This window comes from Frankia sp. CcMO1 (assembly GCF_977945845.1).
In genome coordinates this window covers 1-16,437 of the sequence record NZ_CDWTMG010000092.1, presented here as the reverse complement: position 1 = coordinate 16,437, position 16,437 = coordinate 1, and the positions used below count along the sequence as shown (strand labels likewise).

Here is a 16,437-nt window from a genome sequence, read left to right as displayed (position 1 = left end):
CCGCCAGCGAAGACCACAACCGGGTCATACAGCACGGCGCCCGCAACGCCTTCGGCTACCGCAACCCCGAAAACCAGCGGCTACGAACACGCTGCGCAACCACCCGCCGAGCCCGCAGATGCCTCAAACCCGCTTAACTTCGAAGAGCCACTATGCCCGTCCGAGGCTGGTGCCGGCGGAACGGAGGTCCTCACACGCCTGGGCGACGCGGGCCGCCATGCTGCTCTCCGCGAGCTTTCCGTAGGTACGCGGGTCGTATGCCTTCTTCACGCCGACCTCACCGTCCACCTTGAGAACGCCGTCATAGTTTTTGAACACGTGCTCCACGATGGGGCGGGTGAATGCGTACTGGGTGTCCGTGTCCACGTTCATCTTGACCACCCCGTAGTCGAGCGTCTCGCGGATTTCGGTGAGAGCCGACCCGCTACCGCCGTGAAAGACGAGGTTGAACGGCTTCGCGCCGGCTGGCAGCCCGAGCTTCCTGGCGACGTACTCCTGTCCTTCGTGCAGAATCGTCGGGCGTAGCTTGACGTTTCCGGGCTTGTACACACCGTGCACGTTGCCGAAGGTGGCGGCGAGCAGGTAGCGCCCCTTCGCGCCGGTGCCGAGCACCTCGGCCGTCCGCCACATGTCCTCCGGCGTCGTGTAGAGCTTCTCGTCGATCGCGCCGACGACGCCGTCCTCCTCGCCGCCGACGACCCCGATCTCGACCTCGAGAACGATCTTCGCGGCGGCGGCATCCGCGAGTAGTTCCTCGGCGATCTTGAGGTTCTCCTCAAGGGGGACCGCCGAGCCGTCCCACATGTGCGACTGGAAGAGCGGCTCGCGCCCCTGGGCCACCCGATCCTTCGAGATCGCGATCAGGGGACGGATGTAGGTGTCAAGCTTGTCGGCCGGGCAGTGGTCGGTGTGCAGGGCGATGTTGACCGGATACGCCTCCGCGACATGGTGGGCGAACTCGGCTAGTGCCTCCGCGCCGAGGACCATGTTCTTCACCGTCGAGCCGGACAGGTACTCGGCACCGCCGGTGGACACCTGCACGATGCCGTCACTGCCGGCTTCGGTGAAGCCCCGCAGCGCGGCGTTCAGGGACTGCGACGAGGTCACGTTGATCGCGGGGTAGGCGAAGGACTGGGCCTTCGCCCGGTCGAGCATCTCGGCATATACGTCTGGCGTGGCGATGGGCATCGGTGGGGCTCCTTACGAACCTGTAGGGGCGCCGATCAGCCCTGCACCCGCGGTGCAGGGCAGCCGGATCGGGCCGAAGCCCGCCGTGGACTCCTGATGGGCGAAGGGTATGACGCCTTGCCCCGTCCCGGGGTCGGATGCGGCTGACGTCGCCGACGCGGTGCCGGTCCGCGCGCCGGGCGCGGGGCGGGTGCCGACCAAGGGTCGGCACACTGGTCGAGTGGATGTCGGCAGCCTGTCCGGGATGACGCTGTACGTCGTCCTCTTCGCGGTCATCTTCGTCGAGAGCGGGATCCTGATCGGGTTCTGGCTTCCGGGTGACACCATTCTCTTCGCGGCCGGGCTGATGGCGGCGGACGCGGCGTCGAACGTGTCCGTCGCGGTCCTCTCGATCGGGGTCGCGGCGGCGGCCACCGTCGGGGCGGTGGCGGGCTACTACACCGGGCATCGCCTCGGCCGGCCGTACCTGGAGCGCAGGTACGCCACGGTGCTGGCCCGTACGGAGGAATTCTACCGACGGTTCGGGCCGATCACCCTGGTCGCGGCCCGCTTCGTGCCGTGGGCGAGGACGTTCGCGCCGGTACTCGCCGGGGCCGTGGCGATGTCATGGTCCCGCTTTCTGATCGCGGTCATGCTCGGAGCGCTCGTCTGGGGGACCGGATTGATCCTTCTGGGCTATACGGCGGCCGCCATTCCTGGGCTGCGGGATGCGGCGGTGTGGATCGCGCTCGTCGTGATCGCCATCTCCGTCATCGCCGGGATCGCCGGTGAGCTGCTGCGTCGGCGATCGGGCCGGCTCCCCGACCAGGGGCCGCGGTAGTCCGTGTCGGGCGAGGAGCGCCGAGGGTCGGGCGAGGAGCGTAGGGATGTTGTCCGTTAGTGCCCCGCGGCGCCGGATCCCGTCGGGAGATCCGTGGACCGGTAGTCTCCACGACGTTACGACCAGATCACATTGGACGATCAATTCCCTTTCCTATGGCAATTTCTGGCTATGGCCGGCTAACCTTGATCGGTCCAGGTACGCGGTCGGGGGGTCCGACCACCGAAGGATTCGATGCTTCGACACCACAGGCGGCACCATGCGGAACGGCGTCGCGCCGGCCCCGTCCTCTGCACCGCGGCAGGGGCCTTGACCGCGGTTCTGGCGGTCGTGCTGCTCGCGGGTGGTCATTCGGGACCGCGTGACGGTGACCACGTGGCCGGCCGCGTCGGCGCGCAGCCGGGTCGGGGCGTGGTCGGGGTCCCTCCCACGTCGATCGCGGATCGGATCGCGGATCGGGGTGCGCCGACCGGGCCCGGGGCCGAGCCGCAGCCCGCCGCTCGCCCGGCCGGTCCGGATCAGCTGCCCGCTGCGCGGGCGTCGGCTCTGGCCCTGGCCGCGCCGGTGACGGCTCCGTCCGCGTCGGCCCCGGCGCCGGCTGTTATCTCGCCGCGCCCGCCGTACCTGCCGGCCTCCTGGACGAGCCTGGTCGGTCAGGTCGTGACCTCGACCAACCTCGAGCGCCGGGCGGCCGGTTGCCCTCCGTTGATCGTCGACTTACGGTTGGCCGCCGCGGCCCAGGCACACAGCGTCGACATGGCCACGGCCGGCTATTTCGGCCACGACAGCCCGGACAGTCGCTCGCCCTTCGACCGGATCGCCGCCGCCGGCTTCTCCTTCTCCATCGCCGCCGAGAACATCGCCGCCGGTCAGCGCACCGTGGCCGAGGTGATGCGCGGATGGATGAACAGCCCGGACCACCGATCGAACATCCTCACCTGTTCGTTGACCCGGATCGGCGTGGGCTACGCGACGGGCGGCAGGTACGGCACCTACTGGACCCAGGACTTCGGGACGCCGTGAGGCCCGGCCCACTTGCCGGGCGCGACCGGCCCGTGGCATCCCGCGAGGTGCACCCGACCTCGATCCTCCCGACTCGCGGGGATGTCCCGGTCCTGATCAGTAGTCGATCCCGTAGGGTCGGGTCATCGTCGCCGACGGCAGCGAGCACGGCAACGAGCGTGGTAAAGCCCGCGGACCCAGCCGGTGGACGGGCTGGCGGGCCGCGCGGCAGCGCCGTCGGCGAGGGTGATCCTGGCAGGAGGAGTGACCTTGGTTCGGGCGGTGGTCACCGGCGCGGCCGGCTTCCTCGGCGGAGCGCTGGCCCACGCGCTGCGGCGGCGCGGTGACGACGTTATCGCCATCGACATCCGGCGCGCGCCGGGTGTCATGCAGGCCGACGTCAGCCGTCCCGGTGAGTGGGAGAAAGCCCTTTACGGCACGGAGCTGGTGATCCATGCCGACGCCATCGGGACCGGTGGCGTCGCGGAACTGACCCCGGTGCGTCCCGGCCGAGCCGGAGCGCCGGTACGGGTGCCCGACGCCGAGATCCGGCGGGTGACCCTCGGCGCCACGGCGGCGTTGCTCGACGCCGCGGGTCGGGCCGGGGTCGACCGCTTCATCCATCTTTCCTGCGTGGACGTGCTTGCCCGGACGAGTGGCCCGGTCCCCGGCGGGACCGGGGACCGGGGGCCCGCGCGAGCCGTCGGCCGACCACTGGACGAGACCACGCCGATCGGGCTGACTGGCGACGTCCGCGCCGACGCCATGGCCGCCGCGGAACAGGCGGTCGGGTCGGCCGCTGCGCACGGACTCGGCGCGACCGTCCTGCGGATCGGGGACGCCTACGGTCCCCGGGCTGGTCGCTGGACCCTCTGGCCGGTGCTGCTGATGCGGGCCGGGCGGTTCGTCCTCGTCGACGGCGGCCGGGGTGTGCTCAGCCCCGTGCATGTCGACGACGTGGTCACGGCGGTGACCACCGTCGCCGGTGCGGACCGGTCGGCGGTCGCCGGTGAGGTGCTGCACGTGACCGGGGGGGAGTCGGTGTCCGCCGCCGACTTCTTCACCTTTTACTGTCAGATGCTCGCGATCGCGGCGCCCCGCTCCGTACCGGCCAGGATCTTCGAAGCGGTCGACGCGATTGATCGTGTCTGTTCGTTCGCGGAGGGTTACCGGAGGCGAGGCGCGGACGGTTCCGCGGCCGAGACGCCACCCCTCCCCACCCACCCGGTCCCGGCGGTCTCGACGACCTCGGTACGGCCAGCGGGCTCAGCCGTTCCGGCCGTTCCGATGAACTCGGCGATCCCGTCGCGGCGGGCACCGGGCCTGGTCCGCGGTGTCGGTGCCCGTCTGGTGGCCGGAGTCGATCCCCGCGCCCGGGTGGACCTCGGTCCGCTCACCGTGCGCACCCTGACCCGCGACGCGGGCCTCTCCATCGAGAAGATCCGGGCCCGGACGGGATGGTCGCCGGTCGTGCGGCTGCCCGAGGGCATGAACCGCACCGAGTCCTGGCTCCGGGAACGGGGTCTGCTCGGGGTCCGGGAGCCATCCCGTCGTGGGTGATGGCCCTACACTCACCACCTCCCGACTACTCGCACTCCCGCTCACCATTTGGAACGCGGGATACGTCGCCGAGGAGCTCGCGCCTTCGCTGGCGTTCACGGTCATCACCCCGCGATCAGGCGTGCGTGGCGCTCCCGGTGACGGATCCGGCCCCTTCGGCGGAATCGTCGGGACCGATCCTGCCGCGGGGGCGCCCGATCCCGACGATCCGGCGGGGGCGCTGCGGCGCGAACTGCGCCGTCGGGCGAGCGCCGGCCACACGGTCCTGACCTGGGTGCTGCGTCGCCACCCGGGTCGCCATCCAGGATCGGCGGCGGTGGGCCTGCTCGCGGCGGAGGCCCACGGCCGGCGGGTGGTGGTCGGGGTGTCGATCGTGCTCGGATGCCGGCGCAGCGGCTACGCCACCGAGGCGATCCGCGCGGTCGCGGGATGGTTCGAATACCGCGGCGCTCTGGTGGAGACGCGGATCCGGCGCGGGGACAGCGTGGGGAAGCGTCTCGCGCAGGCGACCTCGTTCGTGCCCACCGGTGTGCTGATCGCCGATTGGTGGCGGATCTGGCTGCGTCCGCCGCCAAGTTGACCATTGAGGTTTGTCACGCAACGTCATTGGGCGCCGGGCTTCGTCCGGGCCTGGCGCCGCGGGTCACCGCCGACCGCTCCGGTACCGTCCGGATCTGGCCGTCATCCGGCCCGAACGGGCAGAACCCATGTCCAGCCGCCTTTCGCGGCGCGGCAGAAGGTCATTGTGACGGTACCGTTACCATGCTGTGTTGTCGGCTGGGTGACAGCTCCCGGCTCATTCTTTCGTCGTCACGAGGAGAGTGGTGAACACGCCGCGGAGACAGCCCCCTGTTCAGACTGTGATGCCCTGGGGCACCATGTAAGGCGATGTCGCGACCAATGGCCGACGGGCCGAAGCTGGGCGGGGCGTCCGTGGGGGTCCGTGGGAGGGCCGTCGCGTGCCCGGGGAGGGGAGCCCGAACGGTCCGGCGCCACCTGCGCCTGGGAGGTCAGCACCATGAGTGTGGATACCCCTCGGGGGACACCGGCCGGAGTCCGGCCGAGCGAGGTCACGTACGACCATCTGATCATTCCGCCGCACTGGCGTCGGCCGAAGGAGTCGGCGCCGGGGACGCTCAACCCTCTGTTCCCCTCCGAGGGAGGCCTCCGCTCCGAGCCGGCTGCGGCCGGCTCGACGTCGCCGATTAACCCGACAACCGGTCCGCTGCTGGTCGGCACCACGGCGCGTGCCTTCGCGAAACTCGACGACCTGATCCGTCTCAGTGCCGAGGACCGTGCCGTCGTCGCGGCTCGCCGCGACGAGGCGGAGCGGGCGCTGCGCGCGATCTTCCCGCCCCGTTGCGCGCTGCCGCTGGTCGGGGTCGCTACGATCGGCTCGGCGGGGCGGGACACCATGATCCGTCCGCTCGACGAGGTCGACATCTTCGCGGTCTTCTCGGCGGCCAACAGCGCCTGGAAGCGTTTCCGCTGGGACTCCCGCGACCTGCTGCTCTGTGTACGCAACGCCATCGGCGGAGATCGGATCCAGACGATCGGCAGCCGCGGCCAGGCGCTGCGCATCGTCTACGATGCCCCCCCGGACGTCCATCTGGTGCCGGCCTTCGATCATCCGCGTGCCGGGTACGTCATACCCGACCGGGTCGGTGGCTGGCTGCCGACCCGGCCGGAGCGGCACACGAGCTGGGTGGCGGACCTCGGCCCCCGGGTGATCTCGGCGGTCCGCCTGCTCAAGGCGTGGAACCGGGTGCGCGGCAGCCACCTGCGCTCCTTCCATATCGAGGCGCTCTCCGGGCAGGTCCTCGCCGGTCGCGGGCTCAACACCCGGCAGGGGCTCGCCGAGGTCTTCCGGCACCTGGACGACGTCGGCCTCACCGTGGCCGACCCGGCCGGCGTCGGCGGGGACCTGTCGTCGTACCTGCGCGTCGAGGACATCGAGGCGTTGGCCGAGAGTGTCCGGCTCGCCCGGATCTACTCGGCGAAGGCGGTGGATGCGGAACAGGCCGACGATCACGAGGAGGCCGTGAACCTGTGGGGTTCCCTCTTCGGACCGGAGTTCCCCACGTTCGGCTGAGGGCGGGCCGGTAGCGCGCTTCGTTTACCCGGCGCCCCGGCTCATCCAGCGGTCCGGTACGGCGTGGCGCCGACCGATCCGGGATCGCTCGGCCTGCGCGGCGGCGAGCGAGACCGCCTCGTCGGCGTCGCGCAGGCCGGCGCGCACCGTCACCGGGCCGCCGGTGGTATCGAGGTGCACGTCGGCCAGCCGTAGCAGTCTGGCCAGCGGGTTCTGCACGATCCGGATGCTCTGCACCTTGCCGTGAGGGATGAGATCGGTGTGCCGCCGGACGATTCCCCGGTGTACGACGAAGACCGTGTCGTCCGCTCCGCAGGACAGCCGCCGCCAGTGGAGCGGGGCGAGCCAGGCGGCCCGGCGTGGCGGCCGGGTCATCGCCACCGCGGCGACGTCCACTCCGGGCAGCAGCCGGCCGATCAGGGCCAGCGCATCCGCCCGGCGGGCCACCGGTAGCAGCACGGAGGGCCCGCCGCCAGCCACGTTCATCCGGACCGTCACCCAGCCCGACCAGCGCCACAGCGCCGGTTCGCCGATGCTGATCGCCTGGACCCGTCCCGGCGGGACCGTGGCGTGGGTGCGGTTGAGCAGACCGCTGATGATGCGCAGCCCGTCGGGTGACTCGGAGACGGTGTAGGGGTAGCCGGCCGCGAACCGGCGAAACGTCGTGTGCCAGAGGCTGCCGAGCATCGGAACGGCGCCGAGGGCGCCGGTGAGGGTACCGGTCAGCAGGGCGGGCGTGGCGATCGCGGCCGCGCCGAACAGCGCCACCCACGGCGCGGGGGACAGCGCGATCGCGGCCACCAGCCGCCGTGGTGGCACCTCGGCGAGTGGGCGCTGCGGTGCCTCGCCTACGTCCGGCGCGAATCCCGCGGCGGTGGCCAGCAGCTCGGCCCGCAGCCGCTGGGCGTGACCCACCGACAGGTACCGCAGGTCGGACCCGGAGTCGGTGTCCAGTTCGGAGCGTTCCCTGCCGGCGAGATCGAGCCGGAGGATGGCGAGCCCCGCGGCTCGGGCGAGAAGCGGTTGGGCGATGTCCACCGACTGTAACCGATCCAGCCGGACATGGCGGGTCCGTCGGACCAAAAGCCCGGTATCGAGCCGAAGATTGTCGCGTTCGACCCGGTAGCGGGTGAACCGCCAGGCGCAGTATCCGTAGATGCCGGCGGCGGGGATCAGGAAGATCAGGGTGAGCCCGATGATGCGGGGCGTGGCGTCGTCGGCGAGGTTCCTGCCGACCGTCGCCACGAACGCCGCGACGATTACCCAGCCGCGCAGGAACGGGGTGAGCGGATGCAGCCGGTGAAACCCGTCCTGGCCGGGGCGTGTCGCCCGAGCCGGCGCTTCGCCGGTGGTGGACCCCCGCTCGATTGTCACAGCCCGGCCGACCGGGCTTCACCGCGTTCGGTGAGCGCGTCACGTAGCCGTGCGGCCTCGTCCGGGGCCAGGCCGGGGATGACGGCATCGCTGTCCGCGGCCGCGGTGTGCAGCTGCACCTTGGCGATGCCGAAACGGCGTGCCAGCGGCCCGGCGGTGACGTCGACGAGCTGCATCCGGCCGTACGGCACCACGATCAGGCGACGCGTCAGCACCCCGCGGCTGATCAGGAGATCGTCCTCCCGCTCGGCGTAGCGCCAGGCCTGCCAGCGGAGGCCGATCGAGCGCCAGAGCCAGCCCGTCACGAGAACCGGCGCCACCGTGATCAGTATCCAGGGCCAGCCGCCGAACGCCGCCGTGATCAGCAGGGTGAGCGCCACCACCGGGACGGCTCCCACGATCAGGAGCGCCCGTCGAAGCCGCCGTAGGTCCGGTGGCAGGACCCGCCACTGCGCGGGATCCGGCAGAAGAGCGTCGTGCATTCCGCAACAATAAGTCGCACATCCGATACGTCCGGCCCGAATCGGCCGAGGAACCGGCGGCGCGCCGTCCCCACGATGGTCCTCGCCCGGTCTGCGGCGATTCGCCGGGAGGCCTGTCAGAGGGACTTGACGGTGGCGGCCTTGACCGTCAGACCCGAGCGGTCCAGCGCGGCGTCGACGAGCACCTCGTCGCCGTCCCGGATCTGCCCGCCGAGCAGTTCCCTGGCGAGCTGGTCGCCGATCGCCGTCTGGACCAGCCGCCGCAGCGGGCGGGCCCCGAACACCGGATCGTAGCCGACGTCGGAGAGCCATCCCTTGGCGGCGTCGGTGGTGTTGAGGGTGATCCTCCGGTCGAGCAGCCGGGCCCGCAGCCGATCGAGCTGGAGATCGACGATGCGGGCCAGCTCGTCCCGGCCCAGCTGGTCGAAGACGAGGACGTCGTCGAGGCGGTTGAGGAACTCCGGCTTGAAGGCGTCGCGCACGGCGACCATCACCGACTCGCGGCGCACCTGCGGGCTGAGCGTGGGGTCCGCGATGAACTGCGACCCGAGGTTCGAGGTCAGGATGAGGATCGTGTTGCGGAAGTCCACCGTGCGGCCCTGGCCGTCGGTGAGCCGCCCGTCGTCGAGAACCTGCAGCAGGACGTCGAAGACGTCCGGATGGGCCTTCTCGACCTCGTCCAGCAGGATGACACTGTACGGCCGGCGGCGGATCGCCTCGGTGAGCTGACCGCCGGACTCGAACCCGATGTACCCGGGCGGGGCGCCGATCAGGCGGGCCACCGAGTGCTTCTCGGCGTACTCGCTCATGTCGATGCGCACGATCGCCCGCTCGTCGTCGAAGAGGAAGTCGGCGAGCGCCTTCGCGAGCTCGGTCTTCCCGACCCCGGTGGGCCCGAGGAAGAGGAAGGAGCCGGTCGGCCGGTCCGGGTCAGCGATCCCGGCCCTGGCCCGGCGGACCGCGTCGGAGACGGCCCGCACCGCGTCGTCCTGGCCGATGACCCGCGCGTGCAGTGCGGACTCCATGCGCAGCAGCTTCGCCGTCTCGCCTTCGAGGAGGCGACCGGCCGGGATCCCGGTCCAGGCGGCGACGACCTCGGCGACATCGTCCGGGCCGACTTCCTCGTTGAGCATCGCCCCACCGGGGGAGTCCGCGCCGGCCAGCGCGCCGGTCGCCGCCGACAGCCGCTTCTCCAACGTCGGGATGGTGCCGTACCGCAGCTCCCCGGCCTTGGCGAGGTCGAGGTCGCGCTCGGCGAGCTCCGCGGCGCGCCGCGCGTTCTCCAGCTCCTCCTTGATCTTCTGAACTTCGGAGATCGAGTCCTTCTCCCGGTGCCAGCGGGCCGTCAGGCTCGACAGCTCCTCACGCCGGTCGGCGAGCTCGCGCTGCAGGCGCCCCCGCCGCTCGCGGGAGGCCTCGTCGTTCTCCTTGGACAGCGCCATGTCCTCGATCTCCAGGCGGCGCACGGCGCGCTCGAGTTCGTCGATCGCCACCGGCCGGCTGTCGATCTCCATGCGGAGCCGGGACGCGGCCTCGTCGACCAGGTCGATCGCCTTGTCCGGCAGGAAGCGTGCGGTGACGTAGCGGTCGGACAGGGTGGCCGCGGCGACCAGCGCGGTGTCGGTGATGCGCACGCCGTGGTGCACCTCGTAGCGTTCCTTGAGCCCGCGCAGGATGCCGATGGTGTCCTCGACCGTCGGCTCGCCGACGAGGACCGGCTGGAAGCGACGTTCCAGCGCCGGGTCCTTCTCGATCCGGGTGCGGTACTCCTCCAGGGTGGTGGCGCCGATCATGCGCAGCTCGCCGCGGGCGAGCATCGGTTTGAGCATGTTGCCGGCGTCCATCGCTCCTTCGGCCGCGCCGGCGCCGACGACGGTGTGCAGCTCGTCGATGAAGGGGATGATCTGACCCTCGGCCTCGCGGATCTCGTTGAGGACGGAGGTCAGCCGCTCCTCGAACTCGCCGCGCAGCTTGGAGCCAGCAACCATCGAACCGAGGTCGAGCGAGACGATGCGCCGGCCGCGCAGCGACTCGGGCACGTCACCCGCGACGACCCGCAGCGCGAGCCCTTCGACGATGGCCGTCTTGCCGACCCCGGGCTCGCCGATGAGGACCGGGTTGTTCTTCGTCCGCCGCGACAGCACCTGGATGACGCGGCGGATCTCGGCGTCGCGGCCGATCACCGGGTCCAGCTTGCCCTGCTGCGCACGCTCGGTGAGGTCGATGGAGTACTTCTCCAACGCGCGGTAGGAGCCCTCCGGGTCCCGGGTGGTCACCCGCCGGGCGCCGCCGCGCACCTTCTCGAAGGCGCCGCGCAGCGCGTCGGGGGTGGCGCCGGCGGAGGTAAGGATCCGCCCGGCCTCGCCCCCCTCCTCGGCGAGCGCCACGACCAGATGCTCGACCGAGGTGTACTCGTCACCCAGCTGACCGGCCTGCCGCTCGGCGTTGTTCAGCACCGCGATGAGCTGGCGGGACAGCTGCGGCGGGGACACGCTCATGCCCGTCGCGCGGGGCAGCCGCGTCACTGCGGCCTCGGCTCGGGAGCGCACCGTGTCGACCGAGGTGCCCGCGGACGCCAGCAGCGCCGCGCCGACCCCGTCAGACGCTTCGAGCAGTGCGGTGAGCAGGTGGAGGGGGTCGACGAGGGGTGACCCGTCGGCGGTGGCTCGACTGATCGCTGCGGAGAGTGCCTCCTGCGACCGGGCGGTGAGGCGTTCAGCGTTCATGGCGGATCCCAGATGGTCGGACGGCGTGCACCGTCGCTTTTTCAACGCTCAGCATACCTGAGTCGTTCCTACTCAACTTTGCGGGCGCGCCGCGATGAACCCCCTGCATCCGTTTGCCGGCTCCGCCCGGCCGGTCAGCGGCGGGGCAGCGGCCGCCAGACCACGAGCGCGCCGCGATCCACCGGGACGAGGTCGCGCCGGTGACTGGCATGCGCCTCGGCCACCGCGCGGTCCGTGTCGGCGCGGGACCGGGCGAGCTCCTCGGTGAGCTGACGCACCTGCGCCTGCAGCGCCATCACCTGGGCGCTCAACCGGAGGATCTGCTTGATCCCGTCCAGGTTGACGCCTTCCTCCTGGGACAACCGCTGCACCTCGCGCAGCAACGCCACGTCCCGGGCGGAGTAACGCCGCCCCCGCCCGGCCGTGCGCCCGGGCGTGACCAGCCCGAGCCGGTCGTAGGACCGCAGGGTCTGGGGATGCATCCCGGCGAGCTGCGCGGCGATCGAGATGACGTAGACTGGTGCGTCCTCGTCGTGGGCCGGGCCCGGCAGCGGGCCGGCGGGGTAGTAGCCCTCCGGCCGAATCTCGGTGTCCGGCCGAACCTCAGCGGGGGACGCCGCCGGTCCTCTCTGGAGCTGCCGTTCCCCTGTTCGCCCTGCTCCCGTCGCTCGCCCGCGCCGGGCGGGCGGCGGGTCGGATGTGCGGTTCGGCCGCCCGGTCATCCGCCTGCCCCCATCCGTTCCATCAACGGCGCCCGTGGGTCCTCGGGATGGGCCTGGGCGAACTCCAGCAACGCCGTACGTGCCCGTGGCGAGAGATCACTCGGCTTCGGCACCGTCACCTCGAGGGTGACGATGAGGTCCCCGTTCCCGCCCCCGGCTGTGGGGACACCCCGCCCGCGGGCCCGCAGGCGTCGACCGCTGGAGGTCCCCGCCGGTACCTTCATCGTGAGCGGAGCACCGTCCAGGGTCGGCACCCGTATCGATGCGCCGAGGGCGGCCTCGGTGATCGTCACGGGGAGAGTGATCGCCAGGTTGTTCCCCTCCCGCTCGAACACCGGATGGCGCAGCACGTGCACCGTCACCTCGAGATCACCGGCCGGTCCGCCCCGTTCGCCGGGTATGCCACGCCCCCGGACCCGCAGCCGCTGTCCGTCGCTCACCCCAGGTGGGATGCGGATGCGCTGCTCACGCTCACGCCGGCCGGTGCCCCGGCAGTCCGGGCAGGGATGGTCGATCAAGGTGCCCTTGCCCAGGCAGTCGCGGCAGGGCTCGGAGAGTGCGAAGCCACCCTGGGAGCGGGACACCACGCCCAGTCCACGGCAGGTCGGGCAGGTGCGCGGCGTCGTGCCGGGACGCGCCCCGCTGCCGGTGCAGGTGGTACAGGTCGCGGCCCCGGGAAGCCGGACCGACGCCTCCAGGCCGGTCAGCGATTTCTCGAAGGGGATCGTGACCTCGGCCTCGATGTCGGCACCCCGACGCGGGCCGCGTCCGGGTGCCGACCGCTGGAACAGGTTGTCGAAGATGCCGCCGAGGCCGCCGTTCGCCCCACCGAGAAGGTCGTCGAGGTTGAGGTTCGGCCCGCTGCCGTAGCCCGTGCCGGGTGCGCCGAACCCGCCGTAACCCCCGGCTCGGCCAGGCCCGCCGAAGCCGCCGCTGGGACGACCGCCGGCCGCGAACAGCGCCCGGGCCTCGTCGTACTCCCGTCGACGGCCCTCGTCCGAGAGAACGTCGTAGGCCTCGGAGACCTCCTTGAACCGCGCCTCGGCCTTGGCGTCCCCCGGGTTCTTGTCGGGGTGCAGCTCACGGGCCAGCCTGCGGTACGCCTTCTTGATGTCGGTCGCCGAGGCGTCCTTTGGAACGCCGAGAGCGGCGTAATAGTCCTTCTCGACCATGTCGCGAACACTCACGGCGCCCCTCCTTCCTTCACGATGTCATCCGCGCGAGGCGGTGGCCGGCCATGCCCGTCAGACCCCGGCTCGCGGACGGCCGGACGGACCTGGCTCCCCTCTTCAGCCGGTGTTCAGTCGGCGCTGACAGTGGGCCCGCCGTTGTCCGGCCCGGGCGCACTGCCCGTGTCATCGGGAACCGATGCCGGCCGATTCGGCGGGCCGCCTGCCTGGCCCGGGCCGCTCCCCGCCGCCTCGCCGGCCCCGGCGACGACCTCCGCCTCGACCGGCTGATCGACGGTCTCGTCCACCTCGCCCGACGGTTCCGCGACCGACACCTGCGCGGGCCGCAACACCTTGCCCGCGTGCAGGTAACCCGCCCGGAAGACGTCCACGCAAGTCGGCCCGCTCACGTCCGACCGATAGGAGTGCATCAGGGCCTCGTGGACCGACGGGTCGAACTCGTCGCCCTTCGCCCCGTATCGCTCCAGCCCGGTCGCCTCCAGGGCTGCCTCCAAGGCCTCCGCGATCGCCTTGAACGGGCCTTCCAGATCGCCGTGGTCACGAGCCCGGCCGATGTCGTCGAGGGTCGACAGCAGACTCGCCAGCAGCTTCGCCGTCGCCTGCTCGCCGATCTGCTGACGGTCCCGCTCGACCCGCCGACGGTAGTTGTCGAACTCGGCCTTCAGGCGCTGCAGGTCCGCGGTCCGCTCGGTGACCTGCTGGCGCAGTGACGCCACGAGCTCACCGTCACCCTCGCCCGCCGGGACTCCGGCGGGTGGAACCTCCGTGGCCGTCGGGCCGGGGGACGCAGCGGCCTCCGGCCGGACCTCGCCGCTCTCCGGATCGATCCGGCGCCGGTCCCGCACCACCACCGGGGGCTCTTCGGCCTCGTCCCGGCCGTCGGGCCGAGACGAACCCCACCAGTCCGCGGCCTGGCTTGAGGTCACTTCTTGTCCTCCTCATCCACGATTTCCGCGTCGACCACGTCGTCGTCGGCTGCTCCGGCGCCGCCGGAGGCACCCGCGCCCTCCTGGGCGGCCTGCGCGTACATGGCCTGGCCCATCGCCTGGCTAGCCGCGGCCAGCGCGTCGGCCGCCTCGCGGATCGCCGCCGTGTCGGTGCCGGCGACGGCGCCCCGCAGCGTGCCGAGCTTCTCCTCCACGTCGCTCTTCACCGCGGCGTCGATCTTTTCGCCGTTCTCGGCGAGGAACCGCTCGGTCGAGTAGACGAGCGTCTCGGCTTTGTTGCGGGTCTCGGCCTCCTCCCGGCGCCTGCGGTCCTCCTCGGCGTACTGCTCGGCGTCGCGGACCATGCGGTCGATGTCGTCCTTCGGCAGCGCCGAGCCACCGGTGATGGTCATCGACTGCTCCTTGCCGGTGCCCAGGTCCTTCGCGGACACGTGCACGATGCCGTTTGCGTCGATGTCGAAGGTGACCTCGATCTGGGGCATGCCCCGCGGGGCGGGCGGCAGGCCGGTCAGCTCGAACATGCCGAGCTTCTTGTTGTAGGCGGCCATCTCGCGCTCGCCCTGGAAGACCTGGATCTGCACGGAGGGCTGGCTGTCCTCGGCGGTGGTGAAGATCTCCGAGCGATTGGTGGGGATCGTGGTGTTGCGCTCGATGAGCTTGGTCATGATCCCCCCCTTTGTCTCGATGCCGAGCGAGAGTGGGGTGACGTCGAGGAGCAGGACGTCCTTGACCTCGCCCTTGAGCACGCCGGCCTGCAGCGAGGCGCCGACGGCGACGACCTCGTCCGGGTTGACGCCCTTGTTCGGCTCCTTGCCCCCGGTCAGCTCGCGGACCAGCTCGACGACGGCGGGCATCCGGGTGGAACCACCGACGAGGACGACGTGGTCGATGTCGCTGACCTTGATCCCCGCGTCCTTCACCGCCTGCTGGAAGGGGTGCCTGCAGCGGTCGATGAGGTCGGAGGTCATCCGCTGGAACTCGGCGCGCGACAGTGAGACGTCGAGGTGCAGGGGACCCTCGGCCGACGCGGTGATGTAGGGCAGGTTGATCGTGGTCTGGGTGGACTGCGAAAGCTCGATCTTCGCCTTCTCAGCGGCCTCCCGCAGCCGCTGCAGGGCCATCTTGTCCTTGCCGAGGTCGACCCCGTGCTGGCCGTTGAAAGTCTTGATCAGGTGGTCGGTGACGCGCTGATCCCAGTCGTCACCACCGAGGTGGGTGTCACCGGAGGTGGACTTCACCTCGACGACACCGTCGCCGATCTCCAGTAGGGAGACGTCGAAGGTACCGCCACCGAGGTCGAAGACCAGGATGGTCTGCTCCTTCTCGCCCTTGTCCAACCCGTAGGCGAGGGCCGCGGCGGTCGGCTCGTTGACGATCCGCAGGACGTTGAGCCCGGCGATCGTGCCCGCCTCGGTAGTGGCCTGACGCTGGGCGTCATCGAAGTACGCCGGGACGGTGATGACCGCGTCCGTGACCGTCTCACCGAGGTAGGACTCGGCGTCCCGCTTCAGCTTCTGCAGGATGAACGCGCTGATCTCCTGGGGCGTGAGATCCTTCGCGTCGACCGTCATCTTCCAGTCGGTGCCCATGTGGCGTTTGACCGACCGGATGGTGCGCTCGACGTTTGTCACCGCCTGACGCTTGGCGACCTCGCCGACCAGGACCTCGCCGTTCTTCGCGAAAGCCACGACCGACGGGGTCGTCCGGGAGCCCTCGGCGTTGGCGATCACCGTGGGTTCGCCGCCCTCGAGCACGCTCACGACGGAGTTCGTGGTGCCGAGGTCGATACCGACCGCTCGTGCCATGTCTGTGCGCCTTTCGATCATGTCGGTGGCGCCGATCAGGCGGGCGCACCGACCTCGTGGGGATGGAACCTGTCGGTGAACCGAGGTTTGAGGATCACTCCGGGAAGCCTCGGTTCCGCCAACGCTAAGCCAGGCTGGTGTGTTGAGTCGCTCTGACTCATGACGACGGCTCTTATCATAGCCTGACAGAGGTGATCCTAGCGCGCTCAACTTTTGTGCGGCCGGGAAATTCCCGCCAGCGCCGCCGGACGGGACCGGAAGGGGAGCTGGCGGGAAGAGCCTGCGGGGGAGCCGCGTGGAGCGGAGTGGAGCGGAGTGGAGCGGAGTGGAGCGGAGCGGAGTGGAGCGGAGTGGGAGAGCGTCAGCTTCCGGCGGGTGGCTGCGGGGCCGAGTCACCCGCGGCACCGTCGCCGGGCGCCTGGCCGGCGTCGGGGTCCGTCGTCTCCCGGGGCGGTCGAACGGCGGCCAGGATGCGCCCGCGGCGGGCTCCCGGGCGCGGCCGTCCGCCCGCGCGTGATCCGAGCCGGGG

13 protein-coding genes are annotated in these 16,437 nt (G+C 71.1%); 5 read left to right on the top strand and 8 right to left on the bottom strand.

Translation table 11 applies throughout. From position 1 onward, the window contains the following. Window positions 1–150: 150 nt before the first annotated feature. The gene (gene fbaA / locus AC08OU_RS12990; protein WP_476604977.1) at window positions 151–1,188 is read right to left on the bottom strand and encodes a class II fructose-bisphosphate aldolase; all 1,038 of its coding nucleotides are present in this window, start codon (window positions 1,186–1,188) and stop codon (window positions 151–153) included. A gap of 109 nt (window positions 1,189–1,297) precedes the next feature. On the opposite strand from fbaA, the gene AC08OU_RS12985 reads away from it, so the two are divergent. The 5 genes from AC08OU_RS12985 to AC08OU_RS12965 all read left to right on the top strand — a co-directional run bounded on the left by AC08OU_RS12985 (window position 1,298) and on the right by AC08OU_RS12965 (window position 6,662). Then, a complete protein-coding gene (locus AC08OU_RS12985; protein ID WP_476595019.1) occupies window positions 1,298–2,008 on the top strand; it encodes a DedA family protein in 711 nt (236 codons plus the stop codon). 309 nt (window positions 2,009–2,317) lie between these two features. Then, window positions 2,318–3,031: a CAP domain-containing protein gene (locus AC08OU_RS12980; protein WP_462202764.1), complete on the top strand. Its 714-nt coding sequence runs from the start codon at window positions 2,318–2,320 to the stop codon at window positions 3,029–3,031. 249 nt (window positions 3,032–3,280) lie between these two features. Next, complete coding sequence (locus AC08OU_RS12975) at window positions 3,281–4,570, top strand: NAD-dependent epimerase/dehydratase family protein (RefSeq protein WP_476604976.1); 1,290 nt, start codon at window positions 3,281–3,283, stop codon at window positions 4,568–4,570. Continuing rightward, complete coding sequence (locus AC08OU_RS12970) at window positions 4,563–5,150, top strand: GNAT family N-acetyltransferase (RefSeq protein ID WP_476604975.1); 588 nt, start codon at window positions 4,563–4,565, stop codon at window positions 5,148–5,150. The genes AC08OU_RS12975 and AC08OU_RS12970 overlap by 8 nt, the downstream gene beginning before the upstream one ends. A gap of 438 nt (window positions 5,151–5,588) precedes the next feature. Continuing rightward, window positions 5,589–6,662: a nucleotidyltransferase domain-containing protein gene (locus AC08OU_RS12965; protein WP_476604974.1), complete on the top strand. Its 1,074-nt coding sequence runs from the start codon at window positions 5,589–5,591 to the stop codon at window positions 6,660–6,662. A gap of 24 nt (window positions 6,663–6,686) precedes the next feature. On the opposite strand, the gene AC08OU_RS12960 is transcribed toward AC08OU_RS12965, so the two are convergent. From AC08OU_RS12960 to dnaK, 7 genes are all read right to left on the bottom strand, one after another. Next, window positions 6,687–8,036, bottom strand: coding sequence for a PH domain-containing protein (locus AC08OU_RS12960; protein WP_476604973.1), 1,350 nt, complete (start codon window positions 8,034–8,036; stop codon window positions 6,687–6,689). Then, window positions 8,033–8,518: a PH domain-containing protein gene (locus tag AC08OU_RS12955; RefSeq protein WP_462186393.1), complete on the bottom strand. Its 486-nt coding sequence runs from the start codon at window positions 8,516–8,518 to the stop codon at window positions 8,033–8,035. Before AC08OU_RS12955 ends, AC08OU_RS12960 begins: the two co-directional genes overlap by 4 nt. 116 nt (window positions 8,519–8,634) lie before the next feature. After that, on the bottom strand, window positions 8,635–11,244 hold the full coding sequence (clpB, locus tag AC08OU_RS12950; RefSeq protein WP_476604972.1) for an ATP-dependent chaperone ClpB: 2,610 nt from the start codon (window positions 11,242–11,244) through the stop codon (window positions 8,635–8,637). A 134-nt stretch (window positions 11,245–11,378) separates the two neighbouring features. Next, on the bottom strand, window positions 11,379–11,966 hold the full coding sequence (locus AC08OU_RS12945) for a heat shock protein transcriptional repressor HspR (protein ID WP_476604971.1): 588 nt from the start codon (window positions 11,964–11,966) through the stop codon (window positions 11,379–11,381). Next, a complete protein-coding gene (gene dnaJ, locus AC08OU_RS12940; protein ID WP_476604970.1) occupies window positions 11,963–13,153 on the bottom strand; it encodes a molecular chaperone DnaJ in 1,191 nt (396 codons plus the stop codon). Before dnaJ ends, AC08OU_RS12945 begins: the two co-directional genes overlap by 4 nt. A 113-nt stretch (window positions 13,154–13,266) precedes the next feature. Continuing rightward, a complete protein-coding gene (gene grpE / locus AC08OU_RS12935; protein ID WP_476604969.1) occupies window positions 13,267–14,082 on the bottom strand; it encodes a nucleotide exchange factor GrpE in 816 nt (271 codons plus the stop codon). Next, the gene (gene dnaK, locus AC08OU_RS12930; protein WP_462202768.1) at window positions 14,079–15,908 is read right to left on the bottom strand and encodes a molecular chaperone DnaK; all 1,830 of its coding nucleotides are present in this window, start codon (window positions 15,906–15,908) and stop codon (window positions 14,079–14,081) included. The genes grpE and dnaK overlap by 4 nt, the downstream gene beginning before the upstream one ends. Window positions 15,909–16,437 lie beyond the last annotated feature (529 nt).